The organism is Burkholderia sp. BCC0419, from assembly GCF_902830285.1.
In the GTDB taxonomy this organism is placed as follows: domain Bacteria; phylum Pseudomonadota; class Gammaproteobacteria; order Burkholderiales; family Burkholderiaceae; genus Burkholderia.
In genome coordinates this window covers 659,200-680,789 of the sequence record NZ_CADESR010000001.1, presented here as the reverse complement: position 1 = coordinate 680,789, position 21,590 = coordinate 659,200, and the positions used below count along the sequence as shown (strand labels likewise).

At 67.1% G+C, this 21,590-nt stretch carries 15 protein-coding genes; 12 read left to right on the top strand and 3 right to left on the bottom strand.

Features of this window, described 5'->3' with window-relative positions; all coding sequences use genetic code 11:
* Positions 1-28 precede the first annotated feature (28 nt).
* Positions 29-862: a CerR family C-terminal domain-containing protein gene (locus HWW87_RS03050; RefSeq protein WP_175819185.1), complete on the bottom strand. Its 834-nt coding sequence runs from the start codon at positions 860-862 to the stop codon at positions 29-31.
* Between the two features lie 91 nt (positions 863-953).
* Here HWW87_RS03050 and HWW87_RS03045 point away from each other — a divergent pair, with 91 nt between their 5' ends.
* The 11 genes from HWW87_RS03045 (at position 954) to HWW87_RS02995 (ending at position 17,519) form a co-directional block, all read left to right on the top strand.
* Positions 954-2,078 carry an HlyD family secretion protein gene (locus tag HWW87_RS03045; protein ID WP_175819184.1) on the top strand — a complete coding sequence of 375 codons (1,125 nt, stop codon included), beginning with the start codon at positions 954-956 and terminating at the stop codon, positions 2,076-2,078.
* A complete protein-coding gene (locus HWW87_RS03040) occupies positions 2,071-3,657 on the top strand; it encodes an MDR family MFS transporter (protein WP_174388744.1) in 1,587 nt (528 codons plus the stop codon). Before HWW87_RS03045 ends, HWW87_RS03040 begins: the two co-directional genes overlap by 8 nt.
* Positions 3,658-3,670: 13 nt before the next feature.
* A complete protein-coding gene (locus HWW87_RS03035) occupies positions 3,671-5,158 on the top strand; it encodes an efflux transporter outer membrane subunit (protein WP_175819183.1) in 1,488 nt (495 codons plus the stop codon).
* Between the two features lie 236 nt (positions 5,159-5,394).
* The gene (locus HWW87_RS03030; RefSeq protein ID WP_175819182.1) at positions 5,395-6,930 is read left to right on the top strand and encodes a catalase; all 1,536 of its coding nucleotides are present in this window, start codon (positions 5,395-5,397) and stop codon (positions 6,928-6,930) included.
* Positions 6,931-7,007: 77 nt separating this feature from the next.
* Positions 7,008-7,619: an ankyrin repeat domain-containing protein gene (locus HWW87_RS03025; RefSeq protein WP_175819181.1), complete on the top strand. Its 612-nt coding sequence runs from the start codon at positions 7,008-7,010 to the stop codon at positions 7,617-7,619.
* Positions 7,620-7,883: 264 nt separating this feature from the next.
* The gene (locus HWW87_RS03020) at positions 7,884-9,044 is read left to right on the top strand and encodes an efflux RND transporter periplasmic adaptor subunit (RefSeq protein WP_175819180.1); all 1,161 of its coding nucleotides are present in this window, start codon (positions 7,884-7,886) and stop codon (positions 9,042-9,044) included.
* Between the two features lie 20 nt (positions 9,045-9,064).
* Positions 9,065-12,208, top strand: coding sequence for an efflux RND transporter permease subunit (locus tag HWW87_RS03015; protein WP_175819179.1), 3,144 nt, complete (start codon positions 9,065-9,067; stop codon positions 12,206-12,208).
* A gap of 4 nt (positions 12,209-12,212) precedes the next feature.
* Positions 12,213-13,643: an efflux transporter outer membrane subunit gene (locus HWW87_RS03010; protein WP_175819178.1), complete on the top strand. Its 1,431-nt coding sequence runs from the start codon at positions 12,213-12,215 to the stop codon at positions 13,641-13,643.
* 101 nt (positions 13,644-13,744) lie between these two features.
* Entirely contained in the window at positions 13,745-14,437 is a 693-nt protein-coding gene (locus HWW87_RS03005) for a response regulator (RefSeq protein WP_175819177.1), read from the top strand.
* The gene (locus HWW87_RS03000) at positions 14,434-15,057 is read left to right on the top strand and encodes a histidine kinase (protein WP_175819176.1); all 624 of its coding nucleotides are present in this window, start codon (positions 14,434-14,436) and stop codon (positions 15,055-15,057) included. Before HWW87_RS03005 ends, HWW87_RS03000 begins: the two co-directional genes overlap by 4 nt.
* A gap of 629 nt (positions 15,058-15,686) precedes the next feature.
* The gene (locus HWW87_RS02995; protein ID WP_175819175.1) at positions 15,687-17,519 is read left to right on the top strand and encodes a S53 family peptidase; all 1,833 of its coding nucleotides are present in this window, start codon (positions 15,687-15,689) and stop codon (positions 17,517-17,519) included.
* A 142-nt stretch (positions 17,520-17,661) separates the two neighbouring features.
* Here HWW87_RS02995 and HWW87_RS02990 read toward each other — a convergent pair whose 3' ends face one another.
* Positions 17,662-18,312, bottom strand: coding sequence for a pyridoxamine 5'-phosphate oxidase family protein (locus HWW87_RS02990; protein WP_175820662.1), 651 nt, complete (start codon positions 18,310-18,312; stop codon positions 17,662-17,664).
* Between the two features lie 235 nt (positions 18,313-18,547).
* On the opposite strand from HWW87_RS02990, the gene HWW87_RS02985 reads away from it, so the two are divergent.
* Positions 18,548-20,014 carry a PLP-dependent aminotransferase family protein gene (locus HWW87_RS02985; protein WP_175819174.1) on the top strand — a complete coding sequence of 489 codons (1,467 nt, stop codon included), beginning with the start codon at positions 18,548-18,550 and terminating at the stop codon, positions 20,012-20,014.
* A gap of 7 nt (positions 20,015-20,021) precedes the next feature.
* On the opposite strand, the gene HWW87_RS02980 is transcribed toward HWW87_RS02985, so the two are convergent.
* On the bottom strand, positions 20,022-21,572 hold the full coding sequence (locus HWW87_RS02980) for a phospholipase D family protein (protein WP_175819173.1): 1,551 nt from the start codon (positions 21,570-21,572) through the stop codon (positions 20,022-20,024).
* Positions 21,573-21,590 lie beyond the last annotated feature (18 nt).

Sequence of the window (21,590 nt, the reverse complement as noted above, 5' to 3'; positions counted from 1 at the left end):
ATCGCCCGGGGCGGGTGAGCAGCCACGCTCAACGCGCGGCAGGCTTCTTCACGCGCGCCGTGCTTTTCGCGGCGGGCGGTGCCGCCCCCGGCTTCGCCGCACGTTTCGCCGCGGCGCCCTGCCCGCGCTTCGCAGCGGTTTCCGGACCAGCCGCCCCCGCCTCGCGCTGCGCATGCCATTGCTCGAGCAGCACCCGCGTCTGGTCGGCAATCGTGTCGGTCACCAGCGCCGCGCGCTCGCCCTCGAACGCGTCCCATTCGAGCAACTGCAGCGCCGAACGCTGCGCGATGTGGAACACCGTGATCTGCCCGAACAGGCTCAGCGCGCGCAACCGCGTGACGGGGTCGTCGACCGGCCGCCCCGTGATGCGGCCGATCAGCTCGGCGCTCACGTCGTTCAGCGGCTTGCGCATGCGCTTCATCAGGATTTCGCTCGCGCTCGCCGGTTCCTGGCCGCCCTGCTCGCGCGCGAAGAACATCCGCTGGTTCATCGTCTTCGGCGCGGTGAACATCCGGTCCGACAACGCCCGCAGCAGCCCGATGAACGCATCGATCAGCACGTCGACGCTCGCGTGGGCGTCGAGCATCGCCCGCGCATGGCCGACCGCCGGCGCGAACACCTGCCAGCCGTGCTCGGCGATCGTCTCGACGCACGCACGGTACACGCCTTCCTTGTTCTCGAAGTAGTACTGGAGCGCCGGCGCGTTCACGCCCGCCATCGCGGCGATCTCGCGCGTCGACGCACCCGCGAACCCGCGTTCGCCGAACAGTTCGATCGCCGCCTCGATGATCCGCTGGCGCGTTTCGTCGCCACGCGCGTAGCCGCTCGCCGACGTGCGGCGCAGCTTCTTCGCTTCGTTCATGCCTTCCTCGTCATTCGCTCGATCGACATTCTACTTGACACAATTTTATCAACTGGAATAATTCTTCCACTTGGAATAAATTGGATCCCGCATGTCGACGCTACAAGAGCCGCCACAGAAAGCAGATCGTCAGGAAAACGGAACAATGCCGCGCAACGGCAACGGTGGAACGAGGCGGCGCATCCTGCTCGCGGTCGCTGTGCTCGCGGCCGTCGGCGGCGCGATCTGGCTCGGCCGCTGGTGGACGGTCGGCCGCTTCATCGAAAGCACCAACGATGCGTACCTGCAGGCCGACAGCATGACTGCCGCGCCGAAGGTCGCCGGCTACGTGACCGACGTCTACGTGCGCGACAACCAGCCCGTGAAGGCCGGCGATCCGCTCGTGCGGCTCGACGTCCGCCAGTACCAGGTGGCGCTCGCGCAAGCGCTGGCGACCGTCGACGCCCGCCGCGCCGATATCGCGCGCGCCGAAGCCGACATCAGCCAGCAACACGCGAATCTCGAACAGGCCGACGCACAGGCGAAGGTGTCGCGCATCAACGCGCAACACGCGAGCGACGAGTACACGCGCTATGCGCCGCTCGCGGCGACCGGCGCCGAAACGCACGAACGTGTGGCCGACCTGAAAAGCACGCGCGACCAGGCGCTCGCGACGCTCGCCGCGAACAACGCGTCGATCGCCGCCGCCCGCACGCAGATCGCGTCGTTCACCGCGCAACTCCAGCAGGCGCGCGCGCAACTCGAGGCCGCGCAGGCCAGCGCCGCCCAGGCGCAGCTCGACCTCGACAACACGATCGTGCGCAGCACGCTCGCGGGCCGCGTCGGCGATCGCACGGTGCGCGTCGGCCAATACGTGCAGCCCGGCACGCGGCTGCTGACCGTCGTGCCGGTCGACTCGATCTATCTCGTCGCGAACTTCAAGGAAACGCAGATCCGCCAGATGCGCATCGGCCAGCCCGTCGAGCTGCATGTCGATGCGCTGCCGGACGGTGCGCTGTCCGGCGTCGTCGACAGCTTCGCGCCCGGCACCGGCGCGCAGTTCGCGCTGCTGCCGCCCGAGAACGCGACCGGCAACTTCACGAAGATCGTCCAGCGCGTGCCGGTGCGCATCCGTCTCGCCGCGAACGCCCGCGCGCAACGCATGCTGTTGCCCGGGCTGTCGGTGACGGTCGACGTCGATACGCGTTCGGCCCGCGACGAGCAGCATCATGGCTGATACGCCCGCCACGATACCCATGCCGCCGCATGAAGGCCGCGCGAGCGTGACCGACTGGATCGCGGTCGCGGCCGGCGCGCTCGGTGCGCTGATGGCGACGCTCGACATCTCGATCACGAATTCCGCGCTGCCGCAGATCCAGGGCGAAATCGGCGCGACCGGCACCGAAGGCACGTGGATCTCGACCGGCTACCTGATGTCGGAAATCGTGATGATCCCGCTCGCCGCCTGGCTCACGCGCGTGTTCGGGCTGCGCAATTTCCTGCTGACGAACTCCGCGCTGTTCATCGCGTTCTCGATGATGTGCGGCTGGTCGCATTCGCTGCCGATGATGATCGCCGGCCGGATCGGCCAGGGCTTCACGGGTGGCGCGCTGATCCCGACCGCGCAGACGATCATCCGCACGCGCCTGCCGCTGTCGCAGTTGCCCGTCGGGATGACGATGTTCGGCCTGATCGTACTGCTCGGGCCGCTGTTCGGCCCGGTGCTCGGCGGCTGGCTCGCGGAAAACGTGAACTGGAGCTGGTGCTTCTTCCTGAACCTGCCCGTGTGCCTGCTGCTGATGGCGCTGCTGGTGTTCGGGCTGCCGTCGGACCGCCCGCAATGGAGCGCATTCTTCAACGCGGACTGGCTCGGCATCTTCGGTCTCGCGATCGGCCTGAGCTCGCTGACCGTCGTGCTCGAGGAAGGCCAGCGCGAACGCTGGTTCGAATCGCAGATGATCGTCACGCTGAGCGTCGTGTCGTTCGCCGGGATGATCCTGATCGCGCTGTCGCAGCGCTTCGCGAAGCGGCCGATCATGCGGCTGTCGCTGATGCGCAACCCGCGCTACGCGAGCGTGATCGTGATCGTGTCCGCGGTCGGCGCCGGGCTGTACGGCGTGTCCTACCTGCTGCCGCAGTTCCTCGCGATCGTCGCCGGCTACAACGCGGAACAGGCGGGCGCGATCATGCTGCTGTCGGGGCTGCCGGCCTTTCTCGTGATGCCGATCCTGCCGCGCCTGCTCGGCAAGGTCGATTTCCGCATTCTCGTGATCACGGGCTTGCTGCTGTTCTGCCTGAGCTGCATGCTCGACATCAGCCTGACCGCGCAGAGCGTCGGCCACGACTTCATGTGGTCGCAACTGATCCGCGGCCTCGCGCAGATGCTCGCGATGATGCCGCTCAACCAGGCGTCGATGGCGGCCGTCGCGCGCGAAGACTCGGGCGATGCGGCCGGGCTCTACAACATGGCGCGCAACCTCGGCGGCTCGATCGGGCTCGCGATCATCGGCACCGTGATCGACCGGCGCACGACCTTCCATACGGCCGCGCTGCGCGAATCAGTGACCGCGAACTCGCTGATCGGCCAGGATCGACTGTCGGCCTATGCGGCCAACTGGTTCGCGCACACCGGCGATCTCGCGTATTCGAACATGCGCGCGCTCGGCCAGTTGGCGCAGCAAATCCAGATCCAGGCCGTCGTGATGACCTATTCCGAAACCTTCTATCTGCTGGGCCTCGCGCTGCTCGCCTGCGTGCCGCTCGCGCTGCTGCTGAGAACGCCGCGCGGGCCGCAGCCGACGTCGTCCGGCCATTGACCCGTCATACGCGATGAAATCCTTCTCCCTGCCCCGCCGCCCCGCGCTCACCCTGTGCGCGGCCGCGTGCCTGCTCGCCGGCTGCACGGTCGGCCCCGACTACCGCGGCGCGCCCGCCGCGCCGGATGCGCCGACCTTCGTGCGCGCACCGGCCACCGGCGTCGACACCGCCGCGCCCGCGCCGAGCGCGTGGTGGCACGCGCTGAACGATCGCCAGCTCGACGCGCTGATCGTCGCCGCGCTCGTGTACAACCCCGATCTGCACGCGGCGCAGGCCCGCTTGCGCGCGGCACGCGCGCAGCTCTCGCAACAGCGCGCCGCGCAGATGCCGAAATCGTCGGCCACCGTCGCGGCCATCCGCATGCGCGAACCGGACGTCGGCGCGCTCGGTTCGCTGCTGCCGTCGAACGGCTCGGGCCAATCGGGCGGCACGTCGCCGTCGCTCGGCGGCTCGGGGCCGCTGCAACTCTATTCGGCGGGCTTCGACGCGACCTGGGAAATCGACCTGTTCGGTGGCACGCGCCGCGCGGTCGAAGCCGCTTCCGCGCAGGCCGAAGCCGTCGATGCCGATCTCGCCGACACGCAGGTGTCGATCGCGGCCGAAGTCGCGAATGCGTATGTCGACCTGCGCGATCAGCAGCAACGACTTGCGTTGTCGCGGCGCACCGCGCAATTGCAGCAGCAGATGCTCGAACTCACGCAGCAGCGCCGCGCGCGCGGCGTCGCGGCCGATGCGGACATCGAGCGCCTGACGACGCTGGTCGAGAACACGCGCGCGTCGCTGATCCCGCTCGATGCTCAGGTGACCGAATCGCTCGACCGGCTCGCGATCCTGACGGGCCGCGCGCCGGGCGCGCTCGACGCCACGCTGTCTACCCCGGACGTGGCACTGCCGACGCTGCCCGGCAGCGTCGCGATCGGCGATCCGGCCACGCTGCTGAAGCAGCGCCCCGACATCCGCGCGGCCGAACGCCGGCTCGCGTCGAGCCATGCGCAGATCGGCGAGCATGTCGCCGACTATTTCCCGAAGGTGACGTTGCTCGGCGATCTCGGCTTCAGCGCGACCGACCCCGGCCACCTGTTCCGCAAGCAGAATTTCACGTGGGTCGGTGCGCCGTACCTGCAATGGAACATTCTGGACTTCGGACGCACGCGCGGCGCGGTACGCGCGGCCGAAGCGTCGCGCGACGAAGCCGAAGCGAATTACCAGAAGGCCGTGCTCGGTGCATTACAGGATGCCAATACCGCGTTGCAGCGTTACGGGCATCAGTGCGAGCATGTCGTCGCGTTGACGAAGGTGCAGACGTCGGCCGTGCATTCGCGCGCGCTGATGGACCAGCGCTATCGCGCGGGCGTCGCGTCGATGATCGACCTGCTCGATACGCAACGCGAAGCGCTGTCCGCGCAGCAAAACGTGATCGCCGGGCAAGCCGAACTGATCAAGGACTACGTGTCCGTGCAGAAGAGCCTCGGGCTCGGATGGCAGGCAAGCGCCGGTTGACGGCGCCGACGCAAATCATGCACGACCGATGCATCATGCTTGCCGAAACAATTCAGCAACGACTCATTGCGCGCGCAACGATGCTGCTTCGTTTCTTGCGCAACGAACGGGTTCGCGCCGCATCGATGCCGTGACTATCGAAAACATATCGAATATCAATTAGCCAATCGTCTGACGATCTCTTCTAATTCAGTCGGCTTCCCCACCACCGATCGGATTCAAGGAGTTCCATCGTCATGTCCTCATCTTCCCATCGCGTGCTGCGGCACGCAGTCGCCGCGATCTGCGTGGCACTCTCCGCTTCTCCATACGCTGCCGAACTCACACGCGACACCGGCGCGCCCGTCGGCGACAACCAGAATTCGCAGACGGCCGGCCCCGCCGGCCCCGTACTCCTGCAAGATTCCGCGCTCATCGAGAAACTGCAGCGCTTCGATCGCGAGCGCATTCCGGAACGCGTCGTGCATGCGCGCGGCACCGGCGCATTCGGCGAGTTCGTGCCGAGCGCCGACATCTCCGACCTGACGAAAGCGAAAGTCTTCACGCCGGGCACCCGCACGCCGGTGTTCGTGCGCTTCTCCACCGTGATGGGCTATCGCGGCTCGCCCGAGCAGGCGCGCGACCCGCGCGGCTTCGCGGTGAAGTTCTATACGCAGCAGGGCAACTGGGACATGGTCGGCATCAACTGGCCCGTGTTCTTCATTCGCGACGGCATCAAGTTCCCCGACTTCGTGCACGCGAACAAACCGAGCGCCGTGACCGGCGTGCAGGACCCGAACCTCGCGTTCGACTTCTTCGCGCACACGCCCGAAGCGACCCACATGCTGACGAGGCTGTACACGGACGAGGGCATGCCCGATTCGTATCGCCGCATGGACGGCTTCGCGGTGCATGCGTTCAAGTTCGTCAATGCGCAGGGCGACGTGCACTACGTGAAGTTCCACTGGAAGAGCCAGCAAGGCGTGCACGGCCTGCGCCCGCAAGAGATCCCTGCATCGATCGGCCGCGACTGGAACATGATGACGAACGACCTGTACGGCGCGCTGAAACAGGGCGATTTCCCGAAGTGGGACCTGTACGTGCAGGTGCTCACGCCGAAGGACCTGAGCCGCTTCGACTTCGACGCGCTCGACGATACGAAGGTCTGGACCGGCGTGCCTGAACGCAAGATCGGCACGATGACGCTCAACCGCGTGCCCGACAACTACTTCCAGTCGACCGAGGAATCGGCGTTCGCGCCGTCGCGGCTCGTACCGGGCATCGAACCGTCCGAAGACCGGATGCTGCAGGATCGCCTGTTCGCGTACGCCGACACGCAGATGTACCGGCTCGGCGCGAACTACATGGATCTGCCGATCAACCGCCCGGTCGTGCCGGTCGTCAACAACAACCAGGACGGCAAGATGAATGCCGGCGACCGCAAGGGCGAGGTGAATTACGAACCGTCGACGCTGAACGAACTCGCGCAGGATCCGCAGTACAAGTCGGTCCGCATGGCGCTCAACGGCACGACGCAGCAGGAAGCGATCCGCAAGAAGCTGCCGTTCCGTCAGGCGGGCGAGTACTACCGCAGCCTGTCGCAGCAGGACAAGGACGACCTCGTCACCGCGTTGTCCGGCGACCTCGGCCAGGTGAAGAACGCGCAGAACCAGTACGCGATGCTGTCGTACTTCTACAAGGCCGATGCCGATTACGGCACGCGTCTCGCGCAGGCCGTTCACGCGAACGTCCAGCAAGTGCAGTCGCTCGCGGCGAAGCTGAGCGACAACTGATCCCGCGACGCCGGTCGCTGCCGACGTGTGCGATCGCGCCGCGCACGTCGGCCCGGCCACTTCATCAGGACACCCTCATGCGATCCGAACGCTTCACCCACGCGATCCGCGCGGCCGCGGCGGCGCTCGCGCTGGCCGCGCTCGCCGGCTGCGCGCACCTGCCCGACCAGCCGGCATACGGCAAGGCCGACCCTGCCGCGCTGCGCCGCTATGACGACGACTGGTTCGACGCCGCGCGCGTCGGCCGCGTCGATATCCTGCGCGCGTTGCACGACGCCGGCTATCCGGTCGACGCCACCGACAGCCACGGCTACACGGCCGTGATCCTCGCGTCGTACGACGGCCAGCCCGCGGCGCTCGACTACCTGTTGTCGGCCGGCGCCGATGCGTGCGTCGGCGATCGTCACGGCAACACCGCGCTGATGGGCGCCCTCTTCAAAAATGAACCCGACATCGCGCGACGCCTGATCGACACGCGCTGCCCGATCGACCAGACGAACGGCGCCGGCGAAACCGCGCTGGGGTTCGCGACGCTGTTCAACCGCTTCGAGCTGATTCCGCTGCTCGTCGCGCATGGCGCGAATCCGAACCATGTCGACCGGCGCGGCCAGTCGCTGCTTCAGCTCGCGCTGACGCACGACAACACGTATGCCGCGGACGCACTGCGCAATGCAGGCGCCAAACCGTAGCGCACTACGCGTCAAAGCAGCATCCACTCGCACCCCACCACCGACGCGACGTCGAGCATCTGCGCCCGGCAGGCCCGTCGTCGCCAGCCGGCGCAGCCGCGCGGCCTCGTCTGACCATCCCCCCTCCCGCCCGCCATCGTTTTTTGCCGCCTTTCGCCGTCTCCATCGAATCTCCATCTTTCCGCATAAAAGACGCCAACTACGCGCGTCAGACTCCAGTCCGTCAAAGCAGGCAGTGGGCTGCCTGCGCTTCCTGGAGTCGCTATGAAAAATCAGAAACGATGCTGCCACGGCGCCGTATGCGCGCTGGTGGCGGCAATGCTGGCGGGTTGCGGGCCGTCCGAACAGCAGGCCGCCGCACCGGCCACCCCGGTGGCGGCCATGACCGTGGCCGCCACGCGCGTCGACGTGACCGAAGACCTGCCGGGCCGCGTCGCGGCCGTGCGGGTGGCCGAGATCCGGCCGCAGGTGAGCGGCATCGTGCAACGCCGGCTGTTCGAGCAAGGCACCGAAGTGCGCGTGGGCCAGCCGCTGTTCCAGATCAATCCGGCGCCGTTCAAGGCCGAGATGGACACCGCCGCCGCCTCGCTGCAGCGCGCGCAGGCCGCACTCGAACGTGCGAAGGTGCAGACGGCGCGCTTCAAGCCGCTCGTCGAGGCCGATGCGATCAGCCGCCAGGTGTACGACGACGCCGTATCGCAACGCGACCAGGCCGCGGCCGATGTCGCGCAGGCCCGCGCGACGCTTGCGCGCCGCCAGCTCGACCTGAAGTTCGCGACCGTGGAAGCGCCGATCGCCGGCCGCATCGACCAGGCGCTCGTGACCGAAGGCGCGCTGGTGTCGAGCAGCGACAGCCAGCCGATGGCGCGCATCCAGCAGATCGACCAAGTGTACGTGGACGTGCGCCAGCCGGCCGCCTCGCTCGACGCGCTGCGCGGCGCGCTCGCCTCGCAGCCGCAAGCGTCGGACAGCAACGGCCTGCCGGTCGACGTGCTGCGCGACGACGACACGCGTTACGACGTGAAGGGCCGCATGCTGTTCTCGGGCGTCAACGTCGATCCGGGCACCGGCGACGTGCTGCTGCGCGTGCTGGTCGACAACCCGAAGCGCCAGTTGCTGCCGGGCATGTACGTGCGCGCCCGCATTCCGCGCGCGCACTACGCGAACGCCGTGATGGTGCCGCAACAGGCCATCGTGCGCGCCGGCGGCAAGCCGCAGGTGTGGGTGCTCGACGCGAAGAGCAACGCGCATCTGAAAGCCGTCGAAGTCGGCGAGCTCACGAACCGCAGCTACCGCATCAAGTCGGGCCTGCAGGCCGGCCAGAAGATCGTCGTCGAAGGCATGGAACGCCTGACCGACGGCGCGGCGGCCGCCGCAACCGACTGGAAGTCGCCTGACGCGGCCGCCGCCGCGTCCGCGCACTGAGTCACGAGGAGCCTCCAGCCATGGCTGAATTCTTTATCCGCCGCCCGGTGTTTGCGTGGGTGATCGCCCTCTTCATCATCCTGATGGGGCTGATCGCGATCCCGCAACTGCCGGTCGCGCGCTACCCGTCGGTCGCGCCGCCCTCCGTCACGATCACCGCGACCTATCCGGGCGCCACGCCGCAGACGATGAACGACGGCGTGCTGAGCCTCATCGAGCGCGAACTGTCCGGCGTCAAGAACCTGCTGTACTTCGAATCGTCGGCCGACACGTCCGGCGGCGCGCAGATCACCGTGACGTTCAAGCCCGGCACCGATCCGGAGATGGCGCAGGTCGACGTGCAGAACAAGATCAAGTCGATCGAGCCGCGCCTGCCTGCCGCCGTGCGCCAGAACGGGCTGATCGTCGAATCCGCGTCGTCCGGCTTCCTGATGCTGATCGGCCTGCGCTCCGACAACGGCCGCTTCGACGAAGGCGCGCTCGCCGACTACATGGCGCGCAGCGTGTCCGAGGAGCTGCGGCGCATCGACGGCGTCGGGCGGGTGCTCCAGTTCGGCTCCGAGCGCGCGATGCGCATCTGGGTCGATCCGCAGAAGCTGATCAATTTCGGCCTGTCGATGAGCGACCTGACGACCGCGATCGGCCAGCAGAACGTGCAGATCGCGCCGGGCAGCCTCGGTGCGCTGCCCGCGCTGCCGGGCCAGCGCGTGACCGTGCCGCTCACCGCGCAGGGTCAGCTCACCACGCCGGAGGAATTCGCGAAGGTCGTGCTGCGCGCGAACGCGGACGGCTCGAAGGTCGTGCTCGGCGACGTCGCACGCGTCGAACTCGGCTCGCAGAACTACATGTACGTGAGCCGCGAGAACAACAAGCCGGCCACCCTCGCCGGCGTGCAGCTCGCGCCGGGCGCGAATGCGGTGAAGACCGCGGACGCGATCCGCACGCGCATGGCCGAACTGAGCAAGTCGATGCCGTCGGGCATGACCTACTCGATCCCGCTCGACACGTCGCCGTTCGTGAAGATCTCGATCGAGAAAGTGCTGCACACGCTGCTCGAAGCGATGGTGCTCGTGTTCCTCGTGATGTACCTGTTCCTGCAGAACGTGCGCTATACGCTGATCCCGGCCATCGTCGCGCCGGTCGCGATGCTCGGCACCTTTGCGGTAATGCTGATGACCGGCTTCTCGATCAACGTGCTGACGATGTTCGGCATGGTGCTCGCGATCGGCATCATCGTCGACGATGCGATCGTCGTCGTCGAGAACGTCGAACGCCTGATGGCCGAGGAAGGACTCTCGCCGAAGGACGCGACGTCGAAGGCGATGAAGGAGATCACGGGCGCGATCGTCGGCGTCACGCTGGTGCTGACCGCGGTGTTCCTGCCGATGGCGATGGCGAGCGGCTCGGTCGGCGTGATCTACAAGCAGTTCACGCTGTCGATGGCCGTATCGATCCTGTTCTCCGCGCTGCTGGCGCTGACGCTCACGCCGGCCCTGTGCGCGACGATGCTCAAGCCGCTCGAACCGGGCCATCACGAGAAGCGCGGCTTCTTCGGCTGGTTCAACCGCCGCTTCGATCGCATGACGAAATGGTACGAGACGCGCGTCGGCCGCCTGGTCGGCCGCACGGGCCGCGTGATGCTGGTGTTCCTGGCGATTGCCGGCGCACTGGTGTTCGGCTTCCGCGGCCTGCCGTCGTCGTTCCTGCCGGACGAGGACCAGGGCTACTTCATCACCAGCTTTCTGCTGCCCGCGGACGCCACCGCCGAGCGCACGCATGACGTGGTCAAGACGCTGGAGAAGCATCTTGCTTCGCGTCCGGCAATCCAGTCGAGCATTTCCGTGATCGGCTACGGCTTCTCGGGCCAGGGGCCGAACGCGGCGATCAACTGGTCCGTGATGAAGGACTGGAAGAACCGCGGCGGCGCATCGACCGTCGAGGAAGGCATGCTCGCGCAGCAGGCGATGGCCGGCGTGACCGAAGGCACGGTGATGAGCCTGCTGCCGCCGGCGATCGACGAACTCGGCAACAGCTCGGGCTTCTCGATGCGCCTGGAAGACCGCGCCAACCAGGGCACGGCCGCGCTCAAGGCCGCGGAAGTCAAGCTGCTCGAACTCGCCGCGCAAAGCAAGGTCGTGACCGGCGTGTACCCGGACAGCCTGCCGGCCGGCACGAGCATCCGCCTCGAGATCGACCGCGCGAAGGCGCAGGCGCTCGGCGTGTCGTTCACGACGCTCAGCGACACGCTGTCGACCGCGATGGGCTCCACCTACGTGAACGACTTCCCGAACGCGGGCCGCATGCAGCAGGTGATCATCCAGGCCGACGCACCGGCGCGCATGCAGATCGACAACGTGATGAAGCTGTACGTGCGCAACGCGGCCGGCGGCATGGTGCCGCTGTCCGAGGTGGTGCGCCCGGTGTGGACCGAGACGCCGCTGCAGATGGTGCGCTTCAAGGGCTACCCGTCCGCGCGGATCTCGGGCACCGCCGCCCCCGGCCAGTCGAGCGGCGCGGCGATGGCCGAGATGGAACGGCTCGCCGCGCAGCTGCCGCCGGGCTTCGCGGTCGAGTGGACCGGCCAGTCGCTGCAGGAACGCCAGTCGGCGTCGCAGGCGCCGATGCTGATGGTGCTGTCGATGATCGTCGTGTTCCTGGTGCTTGCCGCGCTGTACGAAAGCTGGTCGATTCCGCTGTCGGTGATGCTGGTGGTGCCGCTCGGCCTGATCGGCGCGATCGGCGCGGTGCTGCTGCGCGGCTTGCCGAACGACGTGTTCTTCAAGGTCGGGATGATCACCGTGATCGGCCTGTCCGCGAAGAACGCGATCCTGATCGTCGAGTTCGCGAAGCAGTTGCGCGAGGAAGGCAAGGGCTTGATCGAGGCAGCCGTGCAGGCGTCGAAGCTGCGCCTGCGCCCGATCCTGATGACCTCGCTCGCGTTCGGCCTCGGCGTCGTGCCGCTGATGATCGCGACCGGCGCCAGCGCCGAGACGCAGCACGCGATCGGCACCGGCGTGTTCGGCGGCATGGTGACCGCCACGGTGCTGGCCATTTTCTTCGTCCCTGTTTTCTTTGTGTTCGTGATGAGTATCCAGGAGCGCATCGGCGCATGGCGGGCTTCCCGCAAGCAGCCGGCTACCCCGACTCACGGACAGGAAGGTTGATGCCATGCGATTGCTTATTCTTCCCCTCGTCCTCGCGCTGTCGGCCTGCTCGCTCGCGCCGACGCTGGTCAAACCCTCGATGCCGGTGCCGACGGCCTACACGGCCACCGCGGCCGCCGATCTCAAGGCCAACGCCGCCGATCTCGGCTGGCGCACGATGTTCGGCGATCGCCGCCTGCAACGCCTGATCGAGCTTGCGCTCGACAACAACCGCGACCTGCGGGTGGCGGCGCTGAACGTCGAGGCCGCCGAAGCGCAGTACGGCATCCAGCGTTCCGCGCGCCTGCCGTCGATCGGCGCCGGCGCGAACTTCACGCGCCAGCGCACGTCGGACGACACGCAGTCGAGTCCGCCGCTGTTCGGCACGACGCAGAACCAGTACGGCGTGAACGTCGGCATCAGCGCGTTCGAGATCGACCTGTTCGGCCGCGTGAAGTCGCAGTCGGATGCCGCGTTCGCGCGCTACCTCGCGACCGATCACGGCCGCCGCGCGGTGCAGATCTCGCTGGTCGGTGGCGTGGCGGACGCGTACTTCGCGGAACGCCTCGCGCACGAGCAACGCCAGCTGTCCGAGCGCACGCTCGCCGACTGGCAGCAGTCGCTCGATCTCGCGCGCCGCCTGAAGGAAGCGCATCAGGCGAGCGGCGTCGATATCGCGCAGGCCGAAGGCCAGGTCGCGAGCGCGACGGCCGATCTCGAAGCGCGCACGCGCGCCGTCGAGCAGGCACGCAATGCATTGCGCCTGCTGGTCGGTGCCGAGCTGCCGAAGGATCTGCCCGAGCCGCTGCCGCTTCAGCAGCAACCGGTGATGACGCAACTGCCGGCCGGCCTGCCGTCCGAGCTGCTGTTCCGGCGACCGGATATCCAGCAGGCCGAACAAAATCTCGTCGCCGCGAACGCGGACATCGGCGCCGCGCGCGCCGCATTCTTCCCGCGCCTGTCGCTGACGTCGTCGATCGGTTTCCTCAGCCCCGCGATGGGCAGCCTGTTCGACGGCGGCCAGCGCACGTGGAGCTTCGCGCCGCAGGTCACGGTGCCGATCTTCCAGGGCGGCCGGCTGCGTGCCGAGCTGCGTCTCGCGGAAGTGCGCAAATCCAGCGCGGTCGCCGAATACGAACGCGCGATCCAGGCCGCGTTCCGCGAAGTGGCCGACGGCATCGCCGGGCGCGAAACCTTCGGCCGCCAGATCGACGCGCAGACGCGCGTGGTCGGCTCGGCCGAACGCCGCACCGACCTGTCGAACCTGCGCTATCGCGCGGGTGTCGAGGGCCGGCTGGAGTTGCTCGATTCGCAGCGGCAGCTCTATTCGGCACGGCAGGCGCTGCTCGACCTGCGCCGCAGCGAGCTCGGCAATGCCGTTGCGCTGTACAAGGCGCTCGGCGGCGGCCTGACGGACCAGGACGTTGCACCGTCGAAGCGCGTGGTGCAGGACTGAACGAACGACGCCGTTCCGTCCTGCGCGGCAGCGTGGCGGAACGGCGCGACCCGGCCCGGTAACGGGCCGCCCCGACTGTTCGACATCGCACGGCACACTCCATGACGAATTCACTGATATTGATTGCAGAAGACGAGCCCGACATCTCGGACATCCTCGATGCGTACCTGAAGCACGACGGTTTTCGCACCTACCGCGTCGCCGACGGGCAAGCGGCGCTCGACATGCAACCGCACCTGAAGCCCGACCTGATCCTGCTCGACGTGAAGATGCCGCAGAAAAGCGGCTGGGACGTGCTCGCCGAGCTGCGGCGGCGCGACAACACACCCGTCGTCGTGGTCACCGCGTTCGATCGCGACCTCGACCGGCTGCAGGCACTGCATGCCGGCGCGGACGACTACATCGTCAAGCCGTTCAACCCGGCCGAAGTCGTCGCGCGGTTGCGCGCGATCCTGCGCCGGTCCGCCGCGCCGCCGACCCTGCGCATGCTGCGCGTCGGCGACCTGGAGGTCGACACCGACAGCTATCTGGCCCGCGTGCGCACGGCGGGCGCCGAGGTGCCGATCACGCTGACGCTGACGGAGTTCCGGCTGCTCGCGCACATGGCGAGATCGCCGAGCCGCGTATTCACGCGCGGCGAGTTGCTCGATGCGTGCATGGCCGACGTGAGCGCGCTGGAGCGCACGGTCGACAGCCACATCTGCAGGCTGCGCAAGAAACTCGAACAGGCCGGCGCACCGGGCATGCCCGAAGTGATGCGCGGCGTCGGCTACCGGCTGCGAGGCGTGCAGTGACGCTGCCGGCACGGCCCGGCCGGCAAATCGGGCGGGCGATCGGCCTCGGCGCGATCGTCGTCGTGCTGCTCGCCTGCACCGTCGCGTTCTTCGTCTACACACTGCATGCGCCGGCCGCGTTGCCGCACGACGCGACGGCCGACGCGATGCTCCGCAGTGCGTCCACTTACCTGGTGCTGGCGACGGTGCTGTTCGTCTGCCTGCTGGCCGCCGCGTTCGACCTCGTCAGGCTGCTCCGCCGCATGCTCGCGACGCTCGACGCCATGGCGGACACCGCGGGCCGAATCGTCGCCGGCGATCCGTCGGCACGCACGGTTTCCCGCGACGGCTGCCCGGCCGACCTGTCGCGCTTCATCGAGCACTTCAATGCGATGACTCATTCCATGAAATCGACGAATCCATCCGATGCGACGGCCCCCGTCGCCAGCAGCAGTCGCGTCACGCGCACCCAGCTCGCTGAACTCGAAACCCGGCTCGACGCCATCAAGGTGCTCGCCACCGATGCGGACGCTGCGTCGCGCGACGCGCTGCTTCAGCATGTCGACGAACTGTTCCGGTTCGTCGACGACCTTCAGATTGCCGAACGACAGGCCCCGCCGATTCGAGCATTTCCTCGATAACGAACGGCCGTTTCAACACGCATCGGAAAGGATCGGCGAGTCGCTTTCGGCATTACCTGCTTTACCGGTTTCGAACATTACAAAATGCCGCCGATCTTTTCAAAATCATTTCGGTTTATTCGATTTAATTTTGTTTCATATAATCAAAAAAAGTTTGACACCGCGCTTTCATTCTTGATACCGTCCGATGCAAGCAATCCGACGGATTGCCCGCCACGCAATCGATTCCGCTCCACGTTTTTTCGCTTCCGCTGCACCGAAGTACGCGCCGCCGAATGAGTCGTTCGCCCGCCGGCGCGTGCAGGATCCCGATGCATTTCACTGGACGGCTGCCATCCGGCAGCGGGCCGAAGGATCGAATCAAATGAGCAGGACAACGAAGCTGTTGCTCTAGCAACCCCGCCCGCGCCGGATCCGGCGCGACTGCCCCGCCCTGCGGCGCAGCCTTCCCGTTATCGCGTTTTACGTATTTCGCCCCCGGAGAAAAACCGCTTTCCGGATCGGGCGAAAGGCCCTGTCGCGTCCGTGCCATCCGCCCGCATGCGACAGAAAGCGGCGGTGCATGACCCGCACCGCTGTCGACCGTTGTTGTTCGTGCCGTTCGTTGTTCAACCGGAGGGGTAATTCAAATGAATCAGGTTGCAAACAAGAAACAAAAGCACATTCGCGTCGTCAAACTCGCACTCGCCGCCGCAGCCGCCGCGTCGCTCGGCATGGCGACCGCCCATGCCGCGCCTGCGGCCGGCTGGACGGAAACGCGCACCAAGGGGTTCCTGCCGCTCGTGCAGCAGAACGAAGCCGGCACGGCCGGCGCGCCCGCCGCGAGCACGGCTGCCGCTGCCGCCGCAGCGATCGACATGGCGCCCGGCGAATCGGTGGACATCGTGCTCGGGCTGAACCTGCGCAACGAAGCCCAGCTCGACCAGTACCTGCGCGACCTGCATACGCCCGGCTCGCCGCACTACCGGCAGTTCCTCACGCCTGCGCAATTCGCCGCGCAATATGCGCCGACCGACCAGCAGGTCGCGTCCGTCGTCGCGCACCTGCGCAAGGCGGGCTTCGTGAATATCGTGGTCGCGCCGAACCGGCTGCTGGTCTCCGCGTCCGGCACCGCGGGAACCGTCCAGTCCGCGTTCCGCACGACTCTCAAGCGCTTCACGCGCAACGGCCGCAGCGTCTATGCGAACACCGACGCCGCGCAAGTACCGAACGCGATCGGCAACATCGTCGGCACGGTGCTCGGCCTGCAGAACGTCGAGCTCATGCATACGGGTGCGGGCAGCAAGCCGCAAGGCAACACCAGCAACCTGACGATCCCGGCCGGCGCGTCGGCGGTGCCGCACAACCCGACCGAGTTCTCGTCGATCTACGGCGGCGACGGCACGCCGACGGCCTCGCAGACCACGGTCGGCATCATCTCCGAAGGCGACCTGTCGCAGACGGTGAGCGACCTCAATACGTTCGCCGCGAACAACGGCCTCGGCACGATCAGCAGCAGCATCGTGAAGACGGGGCCGGCCGGCAGTTCGTACACCGATACCGACGGCACCGTCGAATGGAACCTCGACAGCCAGTCGATCGTCGGCACGGCCGGCGGCAGCGTGAAGCAGGTCGTGTTCTACACCGCGCCGTCGATGACGCTCACCGCGATCACGGCCGCGTACAACAAGGCCGTGACCGACAACGTCGCGAAGGTGATCAACGTGTCGCTCGGCGTGTGCGAATCGTCCGCGAACAGCACCGGCTCGCAGGCCACCGACGACACCATCTTCAAGCAGGCGGTCGCGCAAGGGCAAACCTTCTCGGTTTCCGCCGGCGACCACGGCGCGTACGAATGCGCGAGCGGCACGCCGTCGCGCTCGACCTACACGGTGAGCGAGCCGGCCACGTCGCCGTACGTGATCGCGGTGGGCGGCACGACGCTGTTCACCAATACGTCGACCAATGCGTACAACAGCGAAATCGTCTGGAACGATCCGAGCTGGCAGCCGGGCACCGTGTGGTCGACGGGCGGCGGGTACAGCAAGTACGAGGCCGCGCCAACGTGGCAGTCGTCGACCCTCACCGGCTCGACCAAGCGCGCGCTGCCCGACATCGGCTTCGACGCCGACCTGCGCACGGGTGCGATTCTCGTCGTGAACGGCCAGACGTCCGACACGCTGTGGGGTTCGGGCTACCTGAACAACGAAGGCGGCACGAGCCTCGCGGCGCCGATCTTCACGGGCATCTGGGCGCGGCTGCAGTCGGCCAACAACAATGCGCTCGGGTTCCCCGCGTCGAGCATCTACAAGTACTTCCCGACCAACGCGGCGCTGCTGCACGACGTCACGTCCGGCAACAACGGCAGCGGCACTTACGGCTACAAGGCGAAGGCCGGCTGGGATGCGACGACGGGCTTCGGCAGCGTGAACATCTCGAAGCTGAACGCGTTCATCCAGAGCACGTCGGATTTCGCGCGTTGATGGGCCGTTGACCGAACCGGCTGCGGTTGCGCGACGTATCGCGCGCAACCGCGTCCGACAACCCGCGAAGGCTGCGAAGCCGTCGCGGGTTCTCTGCATGCCGCGTCGTCTCGCCTCTCCGATGCGGGCCTTGCCGCGCCATTCAATCGGCCCAGTTCCGCACATAATCCGGCACCGGCACGTTGCTGTCTGCATGAACCGGTGCGCCGCGCGTCGTCTTCAGCGGCAAGACCCCGGCCCACACAGCAAGCCCAAGATCCTCTTCCTTGTCGGACGGCAGCGAATCGCTGATTTTCACGGCCGCTTCCGCCATCGAAATCCGCAGCACGCTGGTCGCGTTGATTTCCTTCGAATTGCCCGGCCGCGCTTCATGCTTGCGGCCCGGCGCGATCTTGTCCATCAACGCATCCAGCGCGACGAGTTTTTCCTCACTGCCTTCGATCACGTCGAACTGCCCGTAGATCACCGCGGATCGATAATTCATCGAATGGTTGAAGGCGGACCGGGCCAGCACGAGGCCGTCCAGCAGCGTCATCGCGACGCAAGCCTGCGCGCCGGCCGACAGCGCCTTGATCATCCGGCTGCCGTTGGACCCGTGGATATAGAGCTCGTCGCCCCTTCTCCAGTGCGCGGTCGGGATGCAGTGCGTGTTCTGCCCGTCGCCGAACGCGATGTGACAGACGTACGCGTCGTCCACGATGCGATAGAGCATCGTGCGATCGTGGCTCGCCAGCTCAGGCAGGCGACGAATGGTCGTACGCGGCGTGGAAGAGAGAGTAGTTTTGTCGTTCATATATCTGTACTGCGAAATGAATTGTATCGGCATCATGCCGTATCCATGGCGGAACGCGCGATTGCCTGGCCCATCGACAGTCGCTCGCCGAATCGAGCAAAATACGCGCGTACCGCAAGCCGCGCCGATCGCTCTATATGCGCGTGCACCGGCCTGCCCCGCGAGAACGTGAACGATACGATGCGCGCGGCGTCTTCGAAAGAACCAGCACAACGAAAATTTCTGGAACCAGCCCATGGATCTCGCGCTGCTCATCTCATCGCTTGCCAGACAGGACGGCGCGCCAACGCATAGTCAGCAGGAAGCGCTCTACCGGAGCCTGCGCGACATGCTGCTGGACGGGCAGCTTCCGCGCGGCACGCGGCTCGCGTCGACGCGCGTGCTCGCGGCCGAGCTGGGCATCGCGCGCAATTCCGTGGTCTATGCGTACGAGCGCCTGGCCGAGGAAGGCTTCGTGGCGGCCACGCGCAACGGCACGATCACGCGATGGGACGGATGCGGCCGGTCGAGCGTCGGCCATGAGGACGGCCCCGCACCGGTTCACCTGTCGGCGCGCGTGCACGGGCTGGAGAATGCCGATCCCGAGCCCGAACGCATGCTGCCGTTCGTTCCCGGCCTCCCTTCCCTCGACGAATTCCCGGTTGCCCAGTGGCGCCGTTGCATCGAGCGCGCATGGAAGACCATCACGCCCGCCCGGCTGGCGTACGGGCCGGTCGAAGGGCTGCCCGAGCTGCGGCGCGCGGTGGCCGCGTACATCCGCGTCTCGCGCGGCGTGCGCTGCGACACGGACCAGGTATTCATCACCGACGGCACGCAGAGCAGCCTCGAGCTCTGCGCGCGGATGCTCGCGAATCCCGGCGAGTACGGCTGGCTCGAGAACCCTTGCTACAACGGCGCGAGAACCGCGTTCCGGTCGACCGGCCTGAATCCCGTGCCGATCGAGGTCGATCGCGAGGGCATGGCGCCGACCGACGAGCAGTGGCGCACCCGCCCGCCCCGGCTGATCTATACGACGCCGTCGCACCAGTATCCGCTCGGCGCGCTGATGAGCCCCCGGCGGCGCGCGGCGCTCGTCGAGCGCGCCCGCGCATGCGGCGCGTGGATCATCGAGGACGACTACGACAGCGAATTCCGTCACGGCGGCCAGCCGCTGCCCGCGATCCAGGGCCTGCAAGCGGACGCGCCGGTGTGCTATCTCGGCACCTTCAGCAAGACGATGTTTCCGGCCCTGCGGCTCGGTTTCATGGTGGTGCCGCCGGTGCTGGTCGAACGCTTCACCAGAACGCTGCGCGAACTCGTCCATCGCGGTCACTCGGCCGACCAGCTGGCGATGGCCGAATTCATCGATACCGGCCTGTTTGCGCGGCACCTGCGGAAGATGCGGGCGCTTTATGCGGACCGGCGCAGCAGCCTCGAAGCGGCGCTCGCTCGCCATCTCGGCACGTCGCTGAGCGTGCGCGAAAGCCCGGGCGGCATGCATCTTTCCGCGGATCTCGCGGCGCCGCTGCACGATACCGACGTCGCGCGCGCCGCAGCCGCTCATGGCTTGCTGCTGCAACCGCTGAGCAGCTACTGCATCGGCGACGGCCGCCGATACAACGGCTTCGTGCTCGGCTATTCAGGACTGAGCGACGCCACTATCGAGACAGCGGCGATGCAGTTCGCGGCCGTCATCGAGCAGCACCGCCGCACGCGGCGCTGAATGTCGCTCACAGTTGCGATTCGATCGGAAACAGCCCGAGAAACCACACTTCCATCCGCCGCGGGGCGGACACCTCCGGCTCGTGATCGATCTCGGTGACCGTCCCGTCCGCATCGGTCTGAATCCACTTGAGCCGCGCTTTGCCGGCCGGATCGGTTCTCGCCTCGATACGCCATGCGATCTGGTCGAGCCGTGCCTCCAGATCGTTGGCCACCTGAGACGCAATCGCCGGGCTCTCGCAGTAAACGCCGATCTCCGTATTGAGGTTCAGCGAACGCGGATCGAGATTCATCGACCCGATGAAAATGCTCGTGTGATCGAACACGTAGGTCTTTGCGTGCAGCGACGCGCGCGACGAGCCGCCGATGACCTGCTTCGAAATGCTCTTGTCGCCCGATGGCCGGCGCTCGTAAAGCCGCACGCCCGCGTTCACCAGATCGCTTCGATAGCGCCGGTAGCCGGCATGTACGGCTGCCACGTCGGTCGACGCGAGCGAATTGGTCAGCACCGTCACGCGCACGCCGCGCGCCGTGAGCGCGCGCAGCCGCTCGACCGCCTCCTTGCCCGGCACGAAATACGGCGACACGATCAGCAGGTCGTGCCGAGGCTGCAACGCAAGCGCACGCAACTGCGGCATCAGGTGCCCGTCGCTGTCCTTCGGCGCGTGCGCGATCTTCGACGGATCGTCGTACAGCACCGTCGCATGCCCCCACGACAGCTCCGTGCCCTGCCCGTGGACGATCCGGTCGAGCCGCTGCCGGGCCTCGAGCACGTACGGATTGTCCTCCATGGCCCGCAGGTAGTCGCGCAACCGTTCGCGCTCGCGGTCGAGCCCGCCCGGCGCCGCATCGTGCCCGACCAGCGTATCGACCGGATACGCATACGGCGAATTCCAGAACGTATCGAATTCGGTCGAGATGTCCTTCACGACCGGGCCATGAACGACGACGTCGAGATCGCCGAACTCCAGCATCGACGATGCGCCGAAGTATTCATCGCCGATATTGCGGCCGCCGACGATCGCCACCTGGTTGTCCGCGATCATCGCCTTGTTGTGCATGCGCCGGTTGACGCGCGAGAACTCGAACACCGTGCCGAGCTTCTTGAACCGGCGCGTGGCCACCGGATTGAACAGCCGGATCTCGATGTTCGGATGCGCGCTGATCTCGAGCAGCTTGCGGTCGTCCGCGTTGGTGCCGAGATCGTCGAGCAGCGCGCGCACGCGCACGCCGCGATCGGCCGCGCGCATGACCGCGTCGGCCAGTTCGTGCCCGGTCAGGTCGTCGTGCCAGATGTAGTACTGCAGGTCGAGCGAGCGGTCGGCACGGTCGGCGAGCAGCACGCGCGCATCCAGCGCGTCGACCGGATCGGTCAGCAAATGAAACGCGTCCTGCCCCGGATGGGCGGCAGCCTGCTGACGAAATGCCGCGCCGAGGCGCGTAGTGTCGGTATCGGTGAATGCATGCGTCGGCGCGCGGTCGGCCTGCGGCGGCAGGCTCGCGCACGCGGCAAGCATCAGCAACGACAGAATCGCACCCCACGAACGCAGCATGATCATGTTGGCCGCCCCTCACTG